Here is a 22,489-nt window from a genome sequence, read left to right as displayed (position 1 = left end):
GAAGCGTGGAGTCTATCACATTTTATAAAATGTAGTGTTATATTTTATAAAATATTTTTTTTTACATTTTTGTAGCATTTTTTTGTTACTATCATAATGTAATTTAAGTAGCTGTGATAATAATCAATCTCTTAAAGACAAAGGAGTTTTTATGGAATGTCCTTATTGTAAGCATTCACTTTCTCATAGTGAAGTCGTATCATTGCTTAAAAGTCTTGATAAAGCAAAAAAAGATTGCCAGGTGTGCCATAAACCATTTATTGGAAGCAAAAGTGCAAAAACTTGCTCAAGTGCTTGTCGCTCAAAGGCATATAGAATCCGAAAAGCAGCCCAGATTCACTAAAGCAAGGTGAAATGCCCTGCCAAATGCGCATATTACCAAGAAATTTTATGGCTTATTTATTTTAGGTATTAAATTCTTACACAATATTGCGCCTTTCTTGTTTGCCTATATCACAAACCTTACTAAATTATTTCTTTGGTTTGTGCTTTATCTTTTCCACGCCTTATCTTGTAAAACGCATCATAGCAATTAAAAGCTTTATAACTTTGAATCTTAATACAAAATAGAGAAATTATGGTGGAGCTGTGGGGAGTCGAACCCCAGTCCAAAAATGAGAGCTTCTTAAGAATCTACATGTTTAGCAGACATTGAAGTCTTTTTGTGGCTATCCAATGTCCCAAGATAGAATCCACAAGCAACCTAAATCTTTTCCCTTGCCATAGGTAAAAGCAAAAGAGCATCTAGCAAAGATGACGAGGATAGCTTTCCGCTAGAAAGAAATACTATGCTCGGCTCCAAAAAGCGATAAACTTACGCGACTCTTGCGTAAGCTGGAGCGTAATTTGCGTTGTTTGCGTTTAAAAAATGTGGTAGTTTGAGAGCGTGCCGGCTCACATGCACCTAAGCCTCTTCATTCCTGTCGAAAGCCAATCAGCCCCATAAGATGTGGATAGGGTGCGAATTATATTTTTTTTTCACGCTATTTGTCAATATATTTTTTAAAATATTTATCAATACAATAAATGAGTATCAAACTCCCTATAAAGCCAAGAATAGCTCCTGCTAAAACTTGTAAAGGCGTATGCCATAAGCTCAAAATACGCGAATATCCCACAAAACAAGCTAAAATAAAAGCAAATATACCCCATTTCTTACCCATAAAGTGCCACATCAACGCAGACGTTGTAAAAGCAGCTGTGGTATGTCCGCTTGGGAATCCTTTAAACTTTCCATTAATAGGGCGTTTAGCAATTTCTAGTATGCCTTGTAACCACTCTATATCACCATAATGATGAGCGAGATAAGCAAAAAGTAGCTTACACGCAAAGGCTATGCCTAAAATTACTATTGCCACGATGATGAGATATTTCAAGTGCTGAAATTGCTTTTGAATAAACCAAAAAAGCCCAAGTGCGACAAGCATAAGGCGAAATACATCGCCATATACGACTTTATCATAGAGCCACAATCCAAGTGCAAATATACCAATAAGACAGATTACAAGATTATGTTGCATATTTGATTTTATAAATCTATTCATTGATGATTCTCCTTTTTGTTAAGATTATCCATTACTTCAGCGACTTCGCGGAGTCGCTCGCTATCAAAATGCGTATAGATTCTACTTGTGTTTAAATCCGAATGTCCCAATGCTTCTTGCACCATCACCAAATCGTGTTTTTGCTGATAGAGCAGGGTGGCAAAGGAGTGGCGCAGCATATGCGCTCCATTTTTTTCCTTGCGGATTCCCGCTTGTAAGAGGATATTTTCCACATTTCTATAAATATAGCTTTGCGTGAGTGCCTCGCCTTTTGCATTACAAAAAAGCAAATCGTGCTTAGGAGCGAAGCTTGGGCGTTGCGTAAGCCACGAATCAAGTAGGCTTTGGATATGGCTTTGACTTATCATCACCACACGTGGCTTATTGCCCTTACCCCGAATCTGCACAAGATAGTAGTCAAGATGTGGAAAAATATCTTTTCTGCGGAGATTGAGTGCTTCGCTCACGCGGATTCCGGTATAGACGATGAGTTTGATAATGAGCTTATTACGCGCTGTAACCTTTGCTCCAAGCTGCGCCTCATCAATGGCTTTCAAAAAGTGTTCTAGCTCATCTTGGCTCAAATACGCAGGGAGCTTCGCTCCTGCTTTGCCCTGCAGCGCACTAATTTTAAGCGTGATGTCATACACATACGAGCTGCCCTCACTCTCATTTTGCTTATCAATATAGCCAAAAAGCCCAATGAGCGCAATACGATAATTTTTCTTACTTGCATTTGAGAGGGTGCTTGTCTCCACGCTTAAAAAATCGCTTAAAACCTCCTCGTCAATCTCCTCCATTTTCTTAAGAGCGGGGATTCTGCTTTGGGTAAGAAATATGTAGAGCTTAAGTAGCGGGGTAGAGTAGGTGTTTATCCCTATCATTCCGGCTTTACGCACACTCTTGCAGATAGAATCTAGCGCTTCAATGGAAAGTATCTCATCATTACTTAAGAGATTAATCGCTTCAAGCACATTCTCTTTGTCATAGACTTGGTGATTAGAAAGCGTGGTGAGCTTATAGCGGATAAATCGTGTAATCCAAAACAGCAATGTCGCATTAAAATGGTCTTTATAATTGAGTGGGTATTTCACATTGAGCCTCTTTTTTTGAGTTGTTGTTGTGGATTGTATCATATTTTAGTTATGAAAACTATACTTTTCAAACTTTTTTATATAAACCCCAAAATACCCATCTTTATATTCCTCTCTTGCTTTGTGCCATAAAATATTATATTTTAATGCTATAATGCGTGAAAAATGAAGTCAAAAATCAAGGAGACTTGGAAATGAAAAATGTTTTAGTGCCGATTGCTAAGGGATTTGAGGAGATTGAGCTAGTATCCGTGGTGGATATTTTGCGCCGTGCAGGTGTGCGTGTGGCACTCGCAAGTCTTGATTCACATAAACGCGTTTTGGGAGCGCATCATATTGTGATTGAAGCGGATTCTGTCCTACCCGAGCTAGAATATGCTGATTTTCACGCTATTGTGTTGGCTGGAGGCTATGTTGGTATGCAAAATCTTGCCAATAACGAGCTTATCAAATTGTGGCTGACAACTTTCAAGCAAGAGCAAAAGCTCATAGCGGCGATTTGTGCCTCCCCTATTGTGTTAGACAAGGCAGGTGTGCTTGAGGGTGAATTTACTTGCTATCCGGGCTGTGAGGCTGAAATGAGTAATAAAAATAGAAAAGATACCGCTGTTGTCAAAAGTGGCAATATTCTTCACTTCCACCGCACCCGCCACCGCTTCAGTTTTTGCACTTGAAATAGTGCGTGAGTTATGCGGCAATGAAAAAGTAGAAGCACTTGCCAATGAATTGTGCTTCCCTACCCTAAAAGCACATTTAGCTTCTCTTTAATAAGAAACATCAAAGGAGCAAAGATGAAATTTTATGATTATACAAACGCTACTCTTGTGCGTAAGGTATGTCGCTTCCCGCTTGTGCATAAAAACAATGTGATCTCTCTGCTTGTTTTTAATTTTCCACTTATCATCCAAAAGAAAACCTACCGCAATGCTTATAATGCTACGGGGGAGGATAATATTAGACTATACGCTTAGAATCTGTGGTATTAAAGTAAGAAAGACGAAAAATTACAAAAAACTACTCCGTTTTCATCATATTTATCTAAATCTTTGGTTTCAAGATTCTATCCCTACACTTAAAGAAACTTCATCAACAGAAAGAATTATACACCTTACGCAAGGTTTGGATAAAGAAAGCACAGATTTAATTTATCGTATCATTTCACGCACATTAGAGGCAGACGCACACCCTTTGAAGTTATATTTTGCTCTTTCAAAAAAAGAGGTGGAAGCATTAGATTCGCTACAAAATGACTTTTTCCCAAATATCTTTCATATCGCGCCAAATCTGTATTGTTGGAATGGTTATTTCCTACCCAAGCGACACGGCATTGAAGTTTTTTGGTATCGGCACGGCTTAGATAAGCTTAAAAATTTAGATTCTTTAAAAGATAAGGATATTATTGATGTAGGTGGATATATCGGGGATAGTGCCCTCATCTTACAAGAATACACTCACAATAAAGTGCATAGCTTTGAGGCTACGACACAAAATTATGAACTTATGCTTGAAACTATTGCAATAAATAAGGCTGCACGTATTGTGCCTGTGAAAAAAGCTTTAGGGAGCGCACCAAGCAAAATGACAATTAGTGTTAATGGTGGTTCTTCATCTTTTAATCCCTCCCCACACGCAAATGATAAAGATGAAAATGAGGAGGTAGAAATCATTACCCTTGATAGCTATGTAGCAGAGCACAAGATTCAAGTAGGTTTTATTAAAGTAGATATTGAAGGCTTTGAAATGGAGTTTTTAAAGGGCGCAAAAGAGACTATTTGCACTCAAAAACCTACAATGCTTATTTATAGTATTTATCACTCCTTAAATGATTTCTTTGAGATTAAGCCTTTGATAGAATCGTGGAATCTCGGCTATACTTTTTCTATACATAAGCCTATTGATTATACTATTTCAGTAGAAACAGGATTATTTTGCGAAATATTATGAGCCATACACCTGCATACTGACACAATGCAAACTGCCGTGCCATAGAATGAGTGAGCGACAATCCACGCCCACTACCCTATGCTTTGGCAATGCTTTGCTTAGAATCTCAAGTGCTTTTGCGTCATTTTTATCCCTATAAGTTGGCACGAGCAAGCCCCCATTGACAAACAAAAAATTCGCATAACTTGCAGGTAGCCTTTGTCCTTGCTCATCATAGATAGCCTTTGTAAAAGGCAGAGGAATAAGCTTATATGGCTCTCCATTAGATTGTTTTAAAGCGCGTAGTTCCGCCTCCATACTCTTAAGAGATTCAAAATGCTCATCTTGCCTATCATCACAAGTGATGTAAGCAATCGTATCCTCACTAATAAAACGCGCTAGTGTGTCAATATGACTATCTGTATCATCTCCTGCAAGATAGCCTTGTGTAAGCCACAATACAGAATCTAATCCAAAATACTCTCTAAGCTTAGATTCTATTTCATCTTGGCTAAGATGAGGATTGCGATTTTTTTCAAGGAGACATTGTGTATTAGTAAGCAATACCCCTGCCCCATTGCTTTCTATACTGCCACCCTCAAGAATCATATCAGTTTTTATGGGACGATAAGATGAAAAAATTCTTTTTACAAGTGGCGATAAATGAGTATTTTTGAAAGCTTCACAAACAATATTTTGCGTAATTTGATTGTCATAATTTGCAGGATATTTTAGCCCCCAACCATTAAAGACAAAATCAAATAGGGCTATGCCCCCCTCTGCTTCCACGCTAATACCTCCAAAATCCCTCGCCCAAGTATCATTTGTGGGCACACGAACAATATGAAGCCCATATTGTTGATTATACGATTTAAATGTCTCATTTTGAGCAAATGTAATATGTTTTTTAAAATGTGTGTGCAATAATGCCATTCCCTCATCATCATTAATATCCACACAAAGTATTACTGATTCAAAATATAGAATCTGCTCTATAATACGCACAAAACATTCTCGAGCTACCTCAATATGTATTGCCCAATCGCTATTTTTGTGCGGAAAAGCCATTAATATAGCTATTTGTTCCTCCCATTCCGCCTTAAGTCTATATTTGATTTTTTTCATAGATAATCCTTTAAACTTCTTATGTATAATCTTAGCATACTTTGGAATTTTTAAGGAATTTGCTTATGATCTTAAGCATAGAATCAAGCTGCGATGATAGCTCACTTGCCCTAACGAGCATTAATGATGCTTCGCTTCTTTATCATATCAAACTTTCTCAAGATGAAGAACATAGCACTTATGGTGGGATTGTGCCAGAAATTGCTTCAAGACTTCACGCTCAAAGACTTCCAGAGATTCTAAAAAAGCTCAAAGCATTTCTCAATAACGATTTATCTCCTATTAAAGCAGTCGCGGTAACCACGCGTCCGGGACTAAGTGTAACACTCATTGAAGGTTTGATGATGGCAAAGGCACTTTGTCTTGGTTTGCAAGTGCCGCTTATTTGTGTTAATCACCTTAAGGGACATATTTATTCGCTTTTGATTCATAAAGCCACTTCAGATATACAAGCCATTCTCCCTAAAAACACCTCTCTACCCCAACCTCTTGGCATTTTGCTTGTATCTGGCGGGCATACACAGATTCTCCATATGCGCGATTTTAATGCCATAAGCCTTATCGCTCAAAGCCTTGATGATAGCTTTGGGGAAAGCTTTGATAAAGTAGCTAAATATTTGGGATTAGGTTATCCGGGTGGTCCTATTATAGAATCTTATGCTACAACTTTTATGCGCGACTTTCCACATATTGCGCCTCATAATTTTCCTGTGCCACTTTTGCATAATCAAAAACTACAATTTAGCTTTTCGGGTTTAAAAAATGCCGTAAGACTTGCCATTCAAGCTCTACCCCAACCTCTTAGCCCCAAAGATAGAGGAAGTATCTGTGCAGGATTCCAACAAAGCGCGTGTGAACATATCGTGCGCAAAGTAAGATTATATTTTCAAAGCGCGCAGGCACAAGATTTAGAACATTTTGCTATTGTAGGAGGAGCAAGTGCAAATACATACCTACGCACCACCCTAAATGAGCTTTGTGAGGAGTATAATAAACAGCTTCATCTCGCTGACCTTGCTTTTTGTGCTGATAATGCAGCAATGATTGGCGTGTGTGCCATAGAGCATTATAAAAGGGGAGATTTTACACCCATAGATGAAGCGCAAATCTCGCCTAAAAGTTTGCCTACTGATTTTTGTGAGAAATAAGAATCTTGTCTATAAGGATTAGATTCTAATCCTTATAGAATCTATTATAATTCAAGCCCAAGCTCTATCATACCCACATAGTTAGTGCTTGCAGGATAATTAACATTTGTAGCTGTGAGTTTTGAATCGCTCATATTTTCATATTTGCCAATAGCTTTAATATAAAATCCTAGATTTGGCGTAATATTGCTCGCATAGCCCAAACTTGCCTTAATCATATAGTTTGTACCCCCAAGCTTTGAGCTTACATCATTTTGCAAAAGATAATTTCCCGCAAAGAAATGATAGTAACCTACGAGATATTCTATCTTTGAATTATTGCGAGTAGGTAAGAATCCTTCAAGCTCTACCCCGCCTAATTCGCGTGAAAGCCCCACTCCTTTATCTTTTGTATTTGTAGAGAAATTATCCCAACCATATACAGCATTGACAAACAAAGGAAGGTGTTTGCTTGAAATATTTAAACCAATCTTAAAAGAAGCCTCTGTAAAAACTGAAAGAGGCTTTTCGTCAAGAGTTACGAAGTATGCTCCACTTGCTTTTGCGCTCCCTACGCCTATTTTTCCGCTAAGTTCGCTCATAAGCCTTTGTTTGAGAGTGCCACGTGCTGCAAAAGAGAGATAGCCACCTGTGCTACTTATGTTATTTGCTCCTTTGCCATCTAAGGTATGATACGCTCCCCCCACACCTATGCGAAAGCTTGAGCAGTTAGTTTCTTCACAATCAGCGGCAAGGCTTAAAGAAGTTATTGCGCCTAAAAATGCAAGAGAAAGCAACAAGTTTCTAAGAAATTTCAACTGCATAAATCCTCCTTAAAAAATTGGAACACTATATTTTTAATAAAAATTATTTAATGAATAATTTTTAATTTTTGTTTTTTTCTAAGTTTAAAAAAGTATGTTACAAAAGGTAAAATTACTTTTATCTTTTTAAGAGAGTTCAAGCATTCTATCAAGGGCGATTTTTGCCCATTTTTGAATCTCATTATCCAAAAACACTTCATTAATAGGCTTATTATCTTCAAAAGCAAGAAGCACATCACGCACATCTTCAAGAGTTGTTTCATTCATTGTGGGACATTGAGGCTTACTTGAGCTAAGGACAAAGGTTGTTTGTTTGCCATTATATTTAGGACGCAAACGATTGACAAGATTAAATTCTGTGCCTACTGCCACTTTTTGCTCCAAAGGCAAATTTTGCACATAAGCAATGATTTGACTTGTCGAGCCAACAAAATCAGCAAGTTCTACGACACTCGGGTCGCATTCAGGATGCACGACAATTTTAATATCTGCAAATTTTTCACGATAAAAGGTAATATCTTGTGACGTGAAAAGCTGATGCACAGAACAGAATCCATCATAGCAAATCACATCAGCGCTAAGCACTTTTTCTTTGTCATCTGTGCCCAATATCGCGGATTTTTTGCTATTTAAACGAGCGAGATTCTCTCCCAGACATTTATCAGGGAGAAAAAATATCTTTTTGCCCTGCTCCTTTGCAAAATTAAAAATCTTATGAGCATTTGCACTTGTGCAAACAAGCCCTCCCATTTGAGCAACTTTTGCTTTAACATCAGCATTTGAATTAATATAAGTAATAGGAAAGATAGAATCTTTACTTAAGCCATAGGATTGCAAAAGAGCAATACTTTCATCATAATAATCACTATCTATCATTCTTGCCATAGAACAACACGCTAAACGAGGCATAATCACACGCTTTTGTGGAGCAAGCACCTTAACGCTTTGTCCCATAAATGCTACGCCACAAAATACAATGAGATTTTTCTCACTTGCTGAAGCCTTGCGGGAAAGCTCCAAACTATCTCCACATAAATCTGCCAAGGCAACAATTTCATCTTTTTGATAATAATGTGCTACAAGTAGCGCTTCAAGCTTATGAAGTAATGTTTTGATTTCATCTGTGATTAGATTATGAAGTGTGCTAGACATATTATTCCTTATATTAGATTCTACGCATAAGTGCCTAAATCTTGGGCAAATTTTACTTTTTGATTAATATTTATATCGGGGATCATTTGTTCCATAAAAAGCACAATGGTTGAACCCATTTTAAACATACCTAATTCCTCGCCTTTTTTCACGCTTATGGGCGTAGTATAGGTATAGGTTGTATTATGCGCTTTGGCATTACTTTGAATCTTAGGCTCACAATGCATTACCATAGAGCCGACATTGAGCGCACCAACAGCAACAAAATAAATCCATTTATTGCTTGATGTTTTTGCTACCACGACTACGCGTTCATTTCTCACAAAAAGGTTTTGATTTTTTTGCAAAGAAGGGAGATTGACCGGCAGCAGCTCTCCGCCAAAATAGCGCATTTCACAAATCTGCATATCACAAGGCGCGTGATAGCGATGATAATCTCTTGGTGAGAGATAAAAATTTATATAATAAAACTCCCTATCAAGCTTCTGTCCTAAAAGCTCTTCAACAGAATATTCCATACCTTTAATCTGCAAGGCGTATTTATCGCTTGTCTTGCCCATTTGCGTAATAAGCGAATCACAAGGAGCGATAAGCACAATGGGATTAGGATTTATCGCTCTAGGTTTAGACAGAGAGCGGGTAAAAAGTGCATTAAGCGAAGTATAGCTAGAGGCTAGTGCAAACTCACTCAAATCTATATCAAAAATCTTTACATACACACTATTGATAAAATGCTGCAAAAAAGACGGAAATTCACAAGAGGCAAATCGCCCAAAAAGTCGTGAAAATTTGTTTGAAAGATTCATATTCTACCTCATTTTGTAGTAATTTTTGGCTGCTTATATTTGCGTATTGCCAATATATAAAACAATGGCGTATCACAAAGAGCTAAAAAGACTTTTATACAAAAATCTGCTAAAAGCATCATTATAACTTGCTCCCAAGGATATATAAATAAAAATGCAATATGAAAGAAAATCATCGTGTCAATGAATTGTGAAATCATTGTGCTTGCATTATTGCGTAGCCACCACAGGCTTGGAAAGCGATTTTTAAGATAAAAGAAAATATGCACATCAAGATTTTGTGAGACAATAAAAGCACATACACTCGCTATGGCAATGCGTGGCTCACTCATAAAAAGTGAGGGGAAAAAAGCTAGGAATAGCCCCACCCAAAGCGTTTTTAATACTTGGGCTTTGCTGTATTTCTCGCTCAAAATATCCATAAGCAAAAAACTAATGGGATAAGTGAGCGCACCATAGGTCAGCGGAGAGCCTAAAATTGGATACTGCACGGAATAGTTTGCCACTATGATAATGAGGGCAAAAAACACGCTAGAACCTATGAAAGTAAAAAAACTCATTTCTTTCACTCACTCACTCCTTTTTTGTCGTGGATTTGGTTGTAGAAGATTCTAAAACTTATGCGCATTTGCAGCTACACCCCCATATCGTGCGCTTTAGAATCTACATCATTTTTAGAATCTTGGCTTTTAGAAATTTCTGCTATCCCTAGATTCTCTAAAATTTGATAAGAGAGTTGCGAATTATAATCAATCAGGCTTGTTTTTAGCTGAGACTCCCACGAAGCAAAGCCTTGACGCATTTTGTCCTTGAAGTCCTCCTCGTTTATTATCTCATCAACACTATTAATCGCATAATCACTCGCCACAAAGAATCCTATCGCACACAAAGGCGCAAAGCCCCCACACAAAAGTGAGCCACCACCCGCACCTATCGCACCACTCAAGCTTTTTTTTGCCACGCTTTTGCCTATCACTTTTGCTCCGGTTTTAGCAACGGCTTTGCCCGAGGCTTTAAGAATCATCGCCCCCACTATACTTGCGCTTAGTAGGGCTGCCACGCCATCACTTGCGCGAGGATTGAGGAGTTCTAAGCCCTTGCTAAACTCATCAAAAGATATAGCTTGTGTGATATGCGCGTTTGTGGGGTTTCTATGCAGCGTGAAAAAGCCAAAAGTCTGCTCTAAACGCGTTTTGAGCGCAGAAAAATGCGTATCATAAAGCGCGTTTAGCCTCTCTTGTAAATCATAAGGCGTATAGGTTTTAAGCAAAAAGATAAACTGCTCTTGGGCTATATCCTCGCCCTTGCCAATAGCAGCATAAAAAAGCCTTGTATATTCGCCACGCACACTAAAATACCAGCTTGAATATTCATCAATGATTTTTTCTTTTTGCGCGAGATAAGCATTTAAAATCTGCTCTGTATCGGCGTTTATACCAGATTCAAAATCTGCTAGATTCTCCTTGATTTTACGCTCTAACGAGGGCAAATCACTCGTGCTAATGAGATTGTGTGTGCCTTGCAAACTGATTTGAATATATTGCTCATTGTCTTTTAGAATCTGTGAGCTTATGAGCGGTGGGAGATTCTTAGACTTTGCTAAGGGTTGGAGGTGGATACTGATATTAAAGGCGATATAGACAAAAATAAGGAAAAACACCATAGCGAAAAATTGCCTAAAGGCGCGGGTTTGTGTGAAATCTTGCACTTTAGCACATTGAGTGCTAGAAAATTTTGAATCTAGCGTATCTTGCGGTATTGTGGGCGTATTAGACGCTAATATTTTTGTATCTAATGCTTGAGATGTAAAATTATCGTGTGTATTCTTAGAATCTTGCACGATTGTGTCCTGCGCGCCATTTGGGGAGATTCCCCCCACGCACAAAAGTGCGAAACTCGCAAATGAGGCAAAATGCCCACACGCAAACAACATAATAAGCCCAAAGCGCAAATAGCTATCGGCGACATTGAGATACAGCACATCAAGGAAAGATTTTTTGAGTAGCACGAAACCAAAGAGTTCCTGCCAAAAATGCGAGTGCATTTGCGCGATATTGTAGCTCTGTATAAGCGCGTGATAATGCGCATACACATCTCCTTGCGGCGCACTAGATTCTAAAGGTGCTATGCCATTAAGCATAAGCTCGAATACAACAGCTAAGACAGCAGCGATAAGAGCGGTGTATTTTTTTGCTAATGTGGTGGCAAATTCAATGCTTATATTCGCGCTACAAATCATATGCACGATTTTGAATCCATACACGCTACAAGGTACAAGAAGGCAGAAAATGAGTATATCGCTCCCGCTAGGAAAAAGGAGCATAAAAAACAGCGACACGCTCCCAATAAGGGCAACGCCAAAACTTAGAATCTTCGCGACAAAAAAGCGTCCAAAATAGCGATGAAAGATAGAATCTAGCTTGTAGTAGGCTTTAATCGTGGCTTGTTTTTTGATTTTTAAAATATCATAAGTATAGACAAAAAGAGCACAAGTTTGCAGCATAAAAGCAATATAGAGTAAAAATGATAAATGCGGATAGAATCCCACGCATAGAATACACATCACCGCGCATATAAAACATACAAGTGAAAAAAATCGTTTGAATGGCTTTATCATTATGTGGTCGCCCCTAGCCAAAAGGCTAGAAGGTTTGTGTTATTTTGTAATCGCAGTAAGTGAGATTTCAACGCGGCGATTTTTTGCGCGTCCCTCTGCAGTTTTATTTGAAGCAATAGGCTCACTTTCGCCAAGCCCTTCAATCACAAATCGTGCTTCTTTGACTTTTTGACTTTGCAAATATGCCGCTACGCTTTGAGCTCTTTGCTGTGAAAGAGTAAGATTTTTTGCCGCACTGCCTGTATTATCTGTGAATCCAACAACAGAAACGATTGTTTTGTCATATTTATTCAGCACTTTTGCCACAGAATTAAGCACCTTGTAAAAATCCACGCTTAAGTCCGCACTCCCGCTCTTAAATGTAATATCGCCGGGCATATTAAGGGTAATTTCATTGCCATTTTTAGTAACACTCACGCCTGTGCCTTGCAACTCTTCGCGGAGCTTTTTATCTTGTATATCCATATATCCGCCCACTGCGCCACCTGCCAATGCGCCAACACCCGCGCCAATAGCCGCACCTTTTGCCCTGTCTTTCTTGCTTGCCAATGCGCCAATCCCTGCGCCCACTGCTGCCGCGCCCACTGCGCCAATAGCAGTCTTGCTAATTTGCGATTCGCCTGTGTAAGGATTTGTCGTGCAAGCTGCCATAAGAAGCGCGCCACAAAGTGTGATAGAGATTTTTGAAGTCGTTGTCCTTAACATAAATTTTTCCTTTTGTGATAGATCATAAACCCGTGCATTATATCCACAAAGAGTTTATTTTTATCTTAAAATAGGCTTAGGTTTGTGATTGAAATGACTACAAATGTAGATATTTGAGACAAGCTGAAATGGCTCGTTTGCGATGAGATATGGCATTTTTAGCACTTGGAGTAAATTCTGCTAAAGTCTGCTTATGCGGATTTAAATCTAAAGGCACAAAGATAGGGTCATAACCAAAGCCTTCCGTACCCCTCGCTTCACTTATGGCTATGCCCTCTAAACGCCCCTCGAAACATTCAATATAGCATTGCTCTATGGGTGGCAATGGCAAAGATTCTACAAAAATAAGGGCGATATGCGCGGTAAAAAACGCAGGAGTTGGCGCAAATGGGGCGATATGCTCTATAAGGCATTGGAGATTCTCACTATCGGTGCTATTGTGCGCGATGTGGGAGGTATTTAAACTCATCGTAGGCAGTTCTTGTGATTGCGCCGAATCTAAATGCGTATTAAAATGCTTAAAACTCGCATATCTTGCGCTATAAATGCCCGGCTCTCCATTGAGTGCGGGGACACATAAACCGCTGTCTTCAGCGATAATAGCAAGGGGAGCTTTGAGGGGATACATTGCTGAATATGCTAGATTCTGCGAGTTTGCAAAGTCTGTATTTACGCCCTGCCCTTGAGTTTGTGTGTTTTGCGTAAGTCTAGATTCTGTATTTTGCGAATCCTGTATATATTTTGCATATAGGGCTTGATAAATAGCCTTTACCTTAAGTGTGGCATTCTCACTAAAACTCGCGCCACTTTCTACAATCTCTAAAGATTCTAATATCTCCTCATACGCATACACTTGCGCGTCTGTATCGCCTAGCATTGCCTCAAATTCGCGGATTTTGTGCTTATTTCCTGTGGCAAGTATGATAGTCATTTGAAATCTCCTTAAAATTTAGAATCTAAAGCCTTTATGAGCCTTTTTTGCGGACTTATTACCTTGAAATCCAACAAAAATCAAGTTGTATTAATGCCATATCTTGCGCCGTGGCAGTATGTATTTTTTGCGTGTGAGTTTGCCAAGGGTGTGGATTCTAATCCTGTGCTTTGCGGCTCTTTTTTGAATCTTAAGCCTATCTTTTGGGGCAATAGCAAGGAGCATTTCATAAGTTTCTCCGCTATGGAGCAAATGCCTAAAGCGCGGTGCAAAAATGGGAAAATATGCCTTGAATCCTAGCCGATTTATCGTGCAAAGTTGCACAATATCGCTTAAGATTCCGTCTGAAATATCCATACCGCCCCTAAGAAATGGGGCGCATTCTCTTATGAAACCCGTGCGGATAGTGGGGCGCAAAAATCTACCTTTGGCTTTCAAACGAGGTTTTATGCTTGTAGATTCTGTATTAATATTCGTATTTTTAGCTTTAAACCCCTCGTATTTATGGGTATTAAGCAAGTTTTTTAGCACTTTTGATATTTGAGTGATAGAATCTCTAGGATACCTATCGCTTGTGTAGCAAAGGAGGCTATGTAATGGAATCTTATCGCGATAAAGCGTGTGCTTAGATTTTTTAGCAAAAAGTGTAATATGAATCTGCAAAGAAAGCGCGGTTATGGTGTCTCCGCCAATAAGTTTAATAGAATGTGAGCGACAAAATGTCTCTATGCCACGCACAAAATCCTTTATCTCCGCCTTTTGCCACGACTTAGGCAATGCCACGCTCAAAGTCGCATAAAGAGGCGTGGCATTCATCGCTATGATGTCGGAATAATTGACTAAAAAAGCTTTGTAGGCAATATCATAGGGCGAAAACCACTTCATAAGGAAATGCACACCCTCGCAAAAACTATCCGCACCAACAAGAAAAGATGTTATATCCTGTGCGTGTATGTGGGCTTTGTGCGCTACGCGCGGAGGTGGAGTGTAGCGGGAATATGGAGAATGGCAAAATGTGGAATGATAAGGCGAGGCATTACAATCTAAAATGCAGCAATCATCACCCACGCCCTTTGTGATACCACTTTTTTGCAGCAATGAAAGAAAGTAAGATTCTCTATCAAAGCCTAGCATTGGCTTATCCTGCTCTTTATGCTTAGATTCACACACGCATTACACATATTAAAGCAGTGCAAGGCGGATAGAAAATCAAATCTTAGCACGACACAAGTCCTAGCTTTCAATCTTAAGACTTAAATCCAGCCATTGTGCCTGATGAATAAGAGAGCCTATGCTGATAGCTTCCACGCCGCTTAGGGCGTATTCTCGTATATTTGAAAGACTGATATTGCCACTTGCTTCAAGCGTGATATGCGGGGCGTTGGCATTGCGATAAGCGACTACTTCTTGAATCTGTGCTATATTCATATTATCGCACATTATCACATCAACACCGGCATTTATAGCTTCTTTTGCCCTGTCAAGATTCTCGCATTCCACTTCAATGGGACACATAAATGGCAGTCTCTCCATAGCAGTGCTAATAACCTCTTTCAAATCCCCAATATGCGCTAAATGCGTATCTTTAAGCATTAGCATTGTATCAAGCCCAAAGCGGTGATTATGCGCCCCACCATTGCGCACAGAGTATTTCTCCAGCTCCCGCAACAATGGGCGGGTTTTGCGCGTATCAAGGAGCTTTACCGAAGTATCTTTTATCGCCTCTATATAGCGATGTGTGAGCGTGGCAATCCCGCTACTATGGGCGAGAATATTCAGTAATACACGTTCAACCTGCAAAATCTTTATGTAATCCCCCTCTATTTTTGCCAAATACGCTCCTTTTTCAAAAGATTCACTATCTTTATATGAATCTATAAGTGTAAGGTTAAAATACTCAATGAGTGCGCGGAGATACACTTCGCCTGAAAAGATTCCCTCCTCTTTAGCTAAAATATAGGCTTTAGCATTCTTTGTCGGTGTGCATAATTCATACAAATCGCCCCTGCCTAAATCCTCGCTTAGAGAATCCGTAATAAAGCGTAAAACACTTTGTGCCGTCATAACATACCTTTGTAAGTAAAAAAATGTAAGTGTAAGAGCAAGGATAGCATAAAATGCAATCACAACCCCTTAAACCAATGTGGCTAAGGGGGAGATTGCGGAGAGTTGAGGAATTATTTTACGGGGTGAAGCTCATTAGCATAAAACTTGAATGATTCAATCCCGCGCTCAATCGCCCATTTATAAGAAACAGACACAAAAGCCCAATTAATATGCTTCCAAAATGCCTCCAAATACGCAGGACGCGCATTTCTATGGTCGATATAGTAAGCGTGTTCCCACACATCTACCACCAAAAGCGGCACTTTGCCTTCAGTTACAGGTGTAGCAGCATTGCTTGTTTGCACGATTTCAAGCTTTTTGTTTTGTGGGTTATACACGAGCCAGTTCCAGCCAGAGCCAAAGAGCGTAGTGCTTGAAGCGATGAATTTTTCTTTTAGCCCTTCAAGTGAGCCAAACTCTGCATTAATCGCCGCACTTAGTTCCGCGCTTAAATCGCTTGTCTTTGGGCTTATGCAGTCCCAATAAAAATCGTGATTATACACTTGCGCTGCATTATTAAACATACCGCCGCTAGATTTAAGAACGATGTCGCCAAGCTCAGCTTTTTCAAACTCTGTGCCTTTGATGAGATTATTGAGATTATTCACATAGGTTTGGTGATGTTTGCCGTGATGATAGGAAAACGCCTCTTCAGTGAGGAATCCGCTAAATTCGTTTGTGCCATAAGGTAATGTGCGTAGTTCAAACATATTTTACTCCTTAAGTATTGTGCGTATTAAGATTCTATGATGTTGCAATAATTTATAGAACCCATAACGGCTTTTAACAAAAATGCAAAAGCGCGGTATTATAATCAATTTTTTTTAATTTTCATTCCACAACTTGATAAAATGTATCTAGCCCTACTCTGCGCTGCTTTATAACGCCTTTTTGGCATAGCTCATCTAAGAGTGCTAAAGTTTTAGAATCTAGCATATTATGCGTATCAATCACGCTCAAAGGTCGCCGCTTAAGTAAGCCCAAAAGCTGCTCGTGTGTGTAATATTTACGCGATTGTGAAGCCTCTAAACCTGCTTGAGATTCTAAATCTTTTTTAGAATCCGCACGAGATTCTAAATCAACCGCGTGAGCGCGTTTAGGGAGATTCACTTGCAAATTCTTATACGCATAAAAGCACTGCGCGAGTTCTGCGAGTGTTTCCTCACTCACCGCCTCGACTTTGTAGGCTGGTGGGCGGTCGATACTGCCTATATCTACACGATGAAGTGGCAAACTCGCCAAAAACGCAGCAACCTCCTTAGCTTGAGCTAGGCTATCGTTTATACCCTTGACAAAAAGCACCTCGGCGACTATCTCGCCTTTAAATTCCGTACAAAAACGCGCTATACCCTCTTTGATTTGTGCTAGAGAAAGGCTAGAATGCGGTCTATCCACGCGCTTAAATGCTTTCTCCTCCAAACTATCACAAGAAAACTTCACAATATCAAGATTCTGTAATGCCTCACGTACCTGTTTTTTCCATAACAGCGAAGCATTTGTCAAAAGAAGTAATTTTATAGAATCTGGCACAATCTCATTAAGAGTGCTAATTAACTCCTGTAAATGCGGATAGAGCGTTGGCTCACCATTTGCAGTAAGCGTCAAAACATCGCATTGATGAACTTCTAGTGCCGCTTTTACAGCTGATACAATCTCGCCAACAGACACAATATGCGACATAAAATCCACGCTCTTAGCCCCTTGTAGCTCACAATACACGCAGTCAAAATTACATTGCTTCCCCTGTGGCGATAAATCAACGCCGAGTGAGCGACCAAATCGCCTAGAATGCACCGGACCAAAAACAATTTCCATATCTCCCGCCTTTCATCTCTTATATCTGTAAAATCCGCTCAATACGCCCTCAATCGCGCTTATTCTTTAGTTTATAGTATCCTTTACATATCAGTATCAAATTTATACTTGATAAACAATTTATCAAATCTCTTATAATACTTAACAGCCTTGTTTGCCTAACTCCCTCATAAAAGCTTCAAAAAAAGCGCAGAAGCTTACCTCAAGACATTATTATTTAGAATCCAGACTAAATAATAATGTGGATTATAGTTAAAGAAAACTTAAATTTGTAAAGATTCTATGCAAGATGGATTTATTTACACGAGATTCTCTAAAAGCCGTGCGATTTGCCCCTGCTTGCTTCTCGATTCATATCTCTTAAAAGCCTCAAAATGGATAAAATCTTAACTTTTTACGATAGAATCCGCAACTTTAGCTTGATAAAGCGCAAAGTTTTGATTTTAGTAATGGAGTATGTTTTGTCTATTTTTGCCTCTTTTTGTTGCCAATGTGCTTTCCATCTTTGCGCCTTCTCTAGTCTCTTAACTCGTATTCGTGCATTTATGCGCTATTTCCTTAGCTTTTGTGTCGCACTTAGCATACTTTGCCTCTTGCAATCCTGTGCTACTAACAATACCTATGTGGACATAAATGATGATCCACACTATGCAATAAGGCAAATTGCGGGGAATCAGCTCCGTTCCTATGCAAATGACAATAAGGCACTCTTACGCAATATCCAAGAAGCCAAAAAGCAATACAATAAAATTACCCAAACCCTTAGTGGCAATGTCGCAAAGCAGTGGGCAAATGAGGATATATCCCTGCCCAGCGCACAAACCTATGTAAAATACTCAAACCAATACAAGATAAAAACAAGCATAAATTTTGCTAATGGCGCGATTCGCATAGAGAGCTTAGCGGGGGCTATCGCGCTAGAAAAGGCGATTTCAAACACACTCTTAATGCCACAGAATCCTAGCAATGTAGATTTATACTCAAGCGCGGATTTTAAAATCGAGGGTAAGCCATTTTTAGCCGGGCTTGTAAAAGATAATGAGGGACAGGATATTCTCACGCAGTGGCGCGCGGATAGATATGCGAAATATTTAATAGAAAATCACCTCAAAACGCGTAAGGATAGCAATGGTAAGAGCGTGGATTATGTGGATTTGCAAATGGTGGGAGATTATCAAAGTAAAAGCGAGCATAGATATGAAGAGCTTGTGCGTAAATACGCGCATAAGTATAATATCTCTCCCGCGCTCGTGCTAGGCATTATCCAAACTGAATCTAATTTTAACCCTTATGCAGTGAGTGCTGCACCTGCTTATGGGCTAATGCAAATTGTGCCAAGCACTGCAGGAGCAGACGCATATGAGCTCATAAATGGCAAAAAGGGGCAACCCACAAAGCAAATGCTCTTTAACCCCGAAACAAATATTGAATATGGCGTAGCGTATTTAAGCATACTTTTTAATCGCTATTTGCCAAATGTCAAAGATAAACAAAGTCAAGAATATTGTGTTATTACCGCATATAATGCAGGAGCCGGAAGTGTGTTAAGGACTTTTCATAATGACAAAAATCAAGCTTTTAATCGTATAAATGCCCTCTCATCGTCTAAAGTCTATGATACCTTGCGCTCTAAACTCCCATCTGATGAAGGCAGACGCTATCTCCTCAAAGTCAGCACATTTAAGAAAAATTACGAGCATATTAAATGATGCGATTGGTTGAATTTTACTCTGAGCAAAAGACTTGCAGCTATATAGATTCAAAGCAGAGTTTGTTTCGGTATTTTCATATCCAAAATGTAACACCGACATTCTACTATGGACTACTTGAACGTGGTTGGAGACGCTTTGGGAATTATTTTTTTACGCCTATGTGTGAAGGCTGCACCGATTGCATTTCAATACGCACCTTAATTGATGATTTCACTTTTAGCAGAAATCACAAGAGATTGCTAAAAAAAGCTCAAAATATTGATATTTACATACAAAAACCCACTATAACTCAAGCACACATAGAACTTTATAATCGCTATCATCGTGTGATGCGTGATAAAAAAGGCTGGGAATACACTCCAACCACGCCAGAATCTTATATGGATATGTTTGTCGATGGACATCAGGACTTTGGCTATGAGTTTTTATACTTTTTAGATTCCCAACTTATAGGCGTGGGGCTTGTCGATGCGCTTTTTGATAGTATCACAGCGGTGTATTTTTACTATGACCACGACTTTGCCGCTTATAGCCTTGGCACACTCAATATTCTTAAGCAAATCCAAATCGGCAAAGAAAATGGGCTCAAATACTTCTATCCGGGCTATTGGATAAAAGACCATTATTGTATGGGCTATAAAGAGCGATTTACGCCTTTTGAAGTGCTTAAAAATATCCCTGATGTGTTTGAAGCACCCATTTGGGAAATGTATAATGGATAAGAAGTTATGAATCCTAAGTTACAAGGCATTTATGCGATTTCAGATGAGATTCTCACTCCTTATGAGATTTTGCCTCAATGTTTAGAATCCGCTCTTAAAGCAGGGGTGAAAATCTTTCAGTTGCGTGATAAAAGCCATAGTGATTCTTGGCTTTATCCTAAGGCAAAAGAGCTTATGGCATTGTGTGAGAAATATAATGCGCTTTTTGTGATGAATGATAGATTGAATCTCGCCTTAAAACTAAACGCTCCTGCTTTGCATTTAGGTAAAGATGATGGGGTAATCGCTCAAGCAAGAGAAAGTTTCAAAGGAATTTTAGGTGCTTCAAGTTACGCAGATGTGCAGAGAGCAAAAGATTTAGAATCTCTTGGTGTGGATTATGTCGCTTTTGGAGCGTTTTTTGCCTCTCCTACGAAACCAAATGCCCCTCTTGCACCTTTAGAGATTCTAGAATCTGCCAAAGCAAGTTTAAACATTCCCATTTGTGCTATCGGGGGAATTAGCACTCAAAATATACATTTGCTAAAAAATGCTGATATGTGCGCTGTCATCAGCTCTCTATGGCAGTGTAAAATACAAGATTCGCCCTTAGAGATTAAATATCAAAATATCTATCACAATGCCCTTGCCTTGATTCAATCTTTAGAATAAGATAAGACAAATATCAGTAGAATCTAACTTTTAGCATTTATTAAATTGTTGTGGGGGAAATTATGCGTTGTTTGCTCTTGTTTATCTGTGTTTTATGGTTTTGTGGTTGTGCTCATTTGAGTGTAGATTCTCAAGTAGATTGTGGTAATGCAGAGGATTGTATGGCAAAAGGCTTTGAATTTTTTGATGAAGCAAACTACACTCAAGCAGCACCATATTTTACCAAAGGTTGTGATTTAGATAGCAGAGGTTGCTTTATTTTGGGCGTTCTGTATTATGAGGGTAAAGGTGTAAAACAAAATTACAATAAAGCTAGAGAATTATTTGAGAAAGTTTGTGAGTTAGGTGATGAGGGTGCTTTGGGCTGTATGTCTTTGGGTCAATTATATTATGAGGGCAAAGGTGTGAAGCAAGATTATATAAAAGCAATAGAATATACCACAAAAAGTTGCAATATGGGTGAAATTGGGAGTTGCTATAATCTAGGACTTTTATATGGAAAAGGTGAGGGTGCAAATCAGGATTCTCTAAAGGCTAAAGAGATTTTTACTCAAGTTTGTAATCATAAAATAACCGCAGGAAAAAGTGGTGGTATTCCCGTTACAGACTTAATGTATAAACCTATGGGTTGCACTGCGCTGGGAGATATGTATTATTATGGATATGGTATAAAGCAAGATTATATAAAAGCAAGAGAATTTTATACTAAGGCGTGTGAGAGTATAAGGGGTGTAGCTTCAGCTTGCACAAATCTAGGTATTTTATATGATAAAGGTATGGGTGTGAAGCAAGATTTTGCAAAAGCACAAACGCTTTATATCAAAGGCTGTGAGCTAGGAAGTGGAGCAAGTTGTGGTAATCTAGGTTTAATATACTATCAAGGTAAAAATGTCAAGCAAGACTTCAATAAAGCTAAAGTTTTTTTCACCAAAAGCTGTGATTTAGGCACAGCAAAGGGTTGTTATCAATTAGGTGAGATGTATTATCGTGGTGATGGTGTTTTACAAGATGATAGAATCGCATATGAATTTTTGAGTAAGCTTATAGTATGGATAAAAGTCTAGATTACAACAACTTAGGCTTACTCTATGCTTGGAGTGAAAATGTCAAGCACGACTATGCAAAGGCAAAAGCAATTTTTAGCAAATCTTGCGATGAGGGTAATAGTATAGGTTGTGTGAATCTCGGTGTTTTGTATGCCTATGGCAGAGGAGTAATGACAGATTATACAAAAGCAGTGGAACTCTATACACAAGCTTGTAATATGGATAATCGTGTTGGTTGCTATAATCTAGGATTACTTTATGACGAAGGGTATAAAGGAGTTCGGCAGGATTATTTCAAGGCGAGGGAGCTATATGCTAAAAGTTGCGATATGGGCAATGGCTCTGCTTGTTTTAGTTTAGGTTTGCTCTATAGCGAGGGTAAAGGCGTAAGGCAAGATTATATCAAGGCTAGAGAATTATATACAAAGGCTTGTAATATGGGTGAAGCAGGGGCTTGTAATAATTTGGGAGTTTTTTATACTTATGGAAAAGGTGTGAGGCAAGATAAAGCTAAAGCAAGAGAGCTCTTTGGCAAAGCTTGTGATATGGGGAATCAAAAAGGTTGCGATAACTATAAAGACTAAAAATT

The 22,489-nt window shown here is 39.0% G+C and carries 24 protein-coding genes and 1 other RNA gene; 10 read left to right on the top strand and 15 right to left on the bottom strand.

The genetic code is table 11. The features are described from left to right. Positions 1–151 precede the first annotated feature (151 nt). Positions 152–343, top strand: a complete 192-nt coding sequence (locus BN2458_RS04660) for a hypothetical protein (RefSeq protein WP_034328179.1) — start codon at positions 152–154, stop codon at positions 341–343. Between the two features lie 235 nt (positions 344–578). On the opposite strand, the gene ssrA is transcribed toward BN2458_RS04660, so the two are convergent. From ssrA to BN2458_RS04650, 3 genes are all read right to left on the bottom strand, one after another. Further along, positions 579–942: a transfer-messenger RNA gene (gene ssrA, locus BN2458_RS09585) on the bottom strand. 41 nt (positions 943–983) lie between these two features. Beyond that, complete coding sequence (locus BN2458_RS04655; RefSeq protein ID WP_231944868.1) at positions 984–1,544, bottom strand: phosphatase PAP2 family protein; 561 nt, start codon at positions 1,542–1,544, stop codon at positions 984–986. Next, entirely contained in the window at positions 1,541–2,638 is a 1,098-nt protein-coding gene (locus BN2458_RS04650; protein ID WP_034328177.1) for a tyrosine-type recombinase/integrase, read from the bottom strand. The genes BN2458_RS04655 and BN2458_RS04650 overlap by 4 nt, the downstream gene beginning before the upstream one ends. A 194-nt stretch (positions 2,639–2,832) precedes the next feature. On the opposite strand from BN2458_RS04650, the gene BN2458_RS04645 reads away from it, so the two are divergent. From BN2458_RS04645 to BN2458_RS04635, 3 genes are all read left to right on the top strand, one after another. Continuing rightward, complete coding sequence (locus BN2458_RS04645) at positions 2,833–3,312, top strand: DJ-1 family glyoxalase III (RefSeq protein WP_231944867.1); 480 nt, start codon at positions 2,833–2,835, stop codon at positions 3,310–3,312. A gap of 117 nt (positions 3,313–3,429) precedes the next feature. After that, positions 3,430–3,609 carry a hypothetical protein gene (locus tag BN2458_RS04640; RefSeq protein WP_034343939.1) on the top strand — a complete coding sequence of 60 codons (180 nt, stop codon included), beginning with the start codon at positions 3,430–3,432 and terminating at the stop codon, positions 3,607–3,609. Next, a complete protein-coding gene (locus BN2458_RS04635) occupies positions 3,572–4,582 on the top strand; it encodes an FkbM family methyltransferase (protein WP_231944866.1) in 1,011 nt (336 codons plus the stop codon). Before BN2458_RS04640 ends, BN2458_RS04635 begins: the two co-directional genes overlap by 38 nt. On the opposite strand, the gene BN2458_RS04630 is transcribed toward BN2458_RS04635, so the two are convergent. Continuing rightward, complete coding sequence (locus BN2458_RS04630; RefSeq protein ID WP_034343934.1) at positions 4,577–5,686, bottom strand: agmatine deiminase family protein; 1,110 nt, start codon at positions 5,684–5,686, stop codon at positions 4,577–4,579. The two genes, BN2458_RS04635 and BN2458_RS04630, sit on opposite strands and share 6 nt — an antisense overlap. A 65-nt stretch (positions 5,687–5,751) precedes the next feature. Here BN2458_RS04630 and tsaD point away from each other — a divergent pair, with 65 nt between their 5' ends. After that, complete coding sequence (tsaD, locus tag BN2458_RS04625; protein ID WP_058122055.1) at positions 5,752–6,834, top strand: tRNA (adenosine(37)-N6)-threonylcarbamoyltransferase complex transferase subunit TsaD; 1,083 nt, start codon at positions 5,752–5,754, stop codon at positions 6,832–6,834. A gap of 44 nt (positions 6,835–6,878) precedes the next feature. Here the strand turns inward: tsaD and BN2458_RS04620 are convergent, their stop codons facing one another. The 11 genes from BN2458_RS04620 to BN2458_RS04570 all read right to left on the bottom strand — a co-directional run bounded on the left by BN2458_RS04620 (position 6,879) and on the right by BN2458_RS04570 (position 17,769). Further along, positions 6,879–7,637: a hypothetical protein gene (locus BN2458_RS04620; RefSeq protein WP_034343932.1), complete on the bottom strand. Its 759-nt coding sequence runs from the start codon at positions 7,635–7,637 to the stop codon at positions 6,879–6,881. Between the two features lie 126 nt (positions 7,638–7,763). Beyond that, positions 7,764–8,789 carry a quinolinate synthase NadA gene (nadA, locus tag BN2458_RS04615; protein ID WP_052082236.1) on the bottom strand — a complete coding sequence of 342 codons (1,026 nt, stop codon included), beginning with the start codon at positions 8,787–8,789 and terminating at the stop codon, positions 7,764–7,766. Between the two features lie 20 nt (positions 8,790–8,809). Then, the gene (locus BN2458_RS04610) at positions 8,810–9,595 is read right to left on the bottom strand and encodes a phosphatidylserine decarboxylase (protein ID WP_034343930.1); all 786 of its coding nucleotides are present in this window, start codon (positions 9,593–9,595) and stop codon (positions 8,810–8,812) included. A gap of 8 nt (positions 9,596–9,603) precedes the next feature. Continuing rightward, complete coding sequence (locus BN2458_RS04605) at positions 9,604–10,155, bottom strand: queuosine precursor transporter (protein ID WP_052082240.1); 552 nt, start codon at positions 10,153–10,155, stop codon at positions 9,604–9,606. Positions 10,156–10,229: 74 nt separating this feature from the next. Then, positions 10,230–12,212 (bottom strand): hypothetical protein, encoded by a 1,983-nt coding sequence (locus BN2458_RS04600; protein ID WP_064504560.1) that lies wholly within the window; start codon positions 12,210–12,212, stop codon positions 10,230–10,232. Positions 12,213–12,251: 39 nt separating this feature from the next. Continuing rightward, entirely contained in the window at positions 12,252–12,917 is a 666-nt protein-coding gene (locus BN2458_RS04595; protein WP_034326575.1) for an OmpA family protein, read from the bottom strand. A 97-nt stretch (positions 12,918–13,014) separates the two neighbouring features. After that, positions 13,015–13,848 (bottom strand): non-canonical purine NTP pyrophosphatase, encoded by an 834-nt coding sequence (locus BN2458_RS04590; protein WP_034326573.1) that lies wholly within the window; start codon positions 13,846–13,848, stop codon positions 13,015–13,017. Between the two features lie 90 nt (positions 13,849–13,938). After that, positions 13,939–15,018 (bottom strand): thiamine-phosphate kinase, encoded by a 1,080-nt coding sequence (locus BN2458_RS04585; protein ID WP_231944865.1) that lies wholly within the window; start codon positions 15,016–15,018, stop codon positions 13,939–13,941. A 63-nt stretch (positions 15,019–15,081) separates the two neighbouring features. After that, on the bottom strand, positions 15,082–15,912 hold the full coding sequence (gene nadC / locus BN2458_RS04580; RefSeq protein WP_034326605.1) for a carboxylating nicotinate-nucleotide diphosphorylase: 831 nt from the start codon (positions 15,910–15,912) through the stop codon (positions 15,082–15,084). Positions 15,913–16,025: 113 nt separating this feature from the next. After that, the gene (locus BN2458_RS04575; RefSeq protein WP_034326568.1) at positions 16,026–16,664 is read right to left on the bottom strand and encodes a superoxide dismutase; all 639 of its coding nucleotides are present in this window, start codon (positions 16,662–16,664) and stop codon (positions 16,026–16,028) included. A 121-nt stretch (positions 16,665–16,785) separates the two neighbouring features. Beyond that, positions 16,786–17,769: a radical SAM protein gene (locus BN2458_RS04570; protein WP_034343927.1), complete on the bottom strand. Its 984-nt coding sequence runs from the start codon at positions 17,767–17,769 to the stop codon at positions 16,786–16,788. A gap of 374 nt (positions 17,770–18,143) precedes the next feature. Between BN2458_RS04570 and BN2458_RS04565 the strand changes: the two genes are divergently transcribed. The 5 genes from BN2458_RS04565 to BN2458_RS04545 all read left to right on the top strand — a co-directional run bounded on the left by BN2458_RS04565 (position 18,144) and on the right by BN2458_RS04545 (position 22,484). Continuing rightward, on the top strand, positions 18,144–19,478 hold the full coding sequence (locus BN2458_RS04565; protein WP_231944864.1) for a murein transglycosylase domain-containing protein: 1,335 nt from the start codon (positions 18,144–18,146) through the stop codon (positions 19,476–19,478). Further along, the gene (locus BN2458_RS04560; protein ID WP_034343946.1) at positions 19,478–20,203 is read left to right on the top strand and encodes an arginyltransferase; all 726 of its coding nucleotides are present in this window, start codon (positions 19,478–19,480) and stop codon (positions 20,201–20,203) included. The genes BN2458_RS04565 and BN2458_RS04560 overlap by 1 nt, the downstream gene beginning before the upstream one ends. 6 nt (positions 20,204–20,209) lie before the next feature. Continuing rightward, a complete protein-coding gene (thiE, locus tag BN2458_RS04555; protein ID WP_034326563.1) occupies positions 20,210–20,854 on the top strand; it encodes a thiamine phosphate synthase in 645 nt (214 codons plus the stop codon). 62 nt (positions 20,855–20,916) lie between these two features. Continuing rightward, the gene (locus tag BN2458_RS04550; protein WP_052082235.1) at positions 20,917–21,918 is read left to right on the top strand and encodes an SEL1-like repeat protein; all 1,002 of its coding nucleotides are present in this window, start codon (positions 20,917–20,919) and stop codon (positions 21,916–21,918) included. Further along, the gene (locus tag BN2458_RS04545; RefSeq protein WP_052082234.1) at positions 21,903–22,484 is read left to right on the top strand and encodes a tetratricopeptide repeat protein; all 582 of its coding nucleotides are present in this window, start codon (positions 21,903–21,905) and stop codon (positions 22,482–22,484) included. The genes BN2458_RS04550 and BN2458_RS04545 overlap by 16 nt, the downstream gene beginning before the upstream one ends. Positions 22,485–22,489 lie beyond the last annotated feature (5 nt).

The sequence above is a fragment of the Helicobacter typhlonius genome, from assembly GCF_001460635.1.
Lineage (GTDB): Bacteria > Campylobacterota > Campylobacteria > Campylobacterales > Helicobacteraceae > Helicobacter_C > Helicobacter_C typhlonius.
The sequence above is the reverse complement of the archived record's forward strand: the minus strand, read 5'-3'. Positions and strand labels throughout refer to the sequence as shown.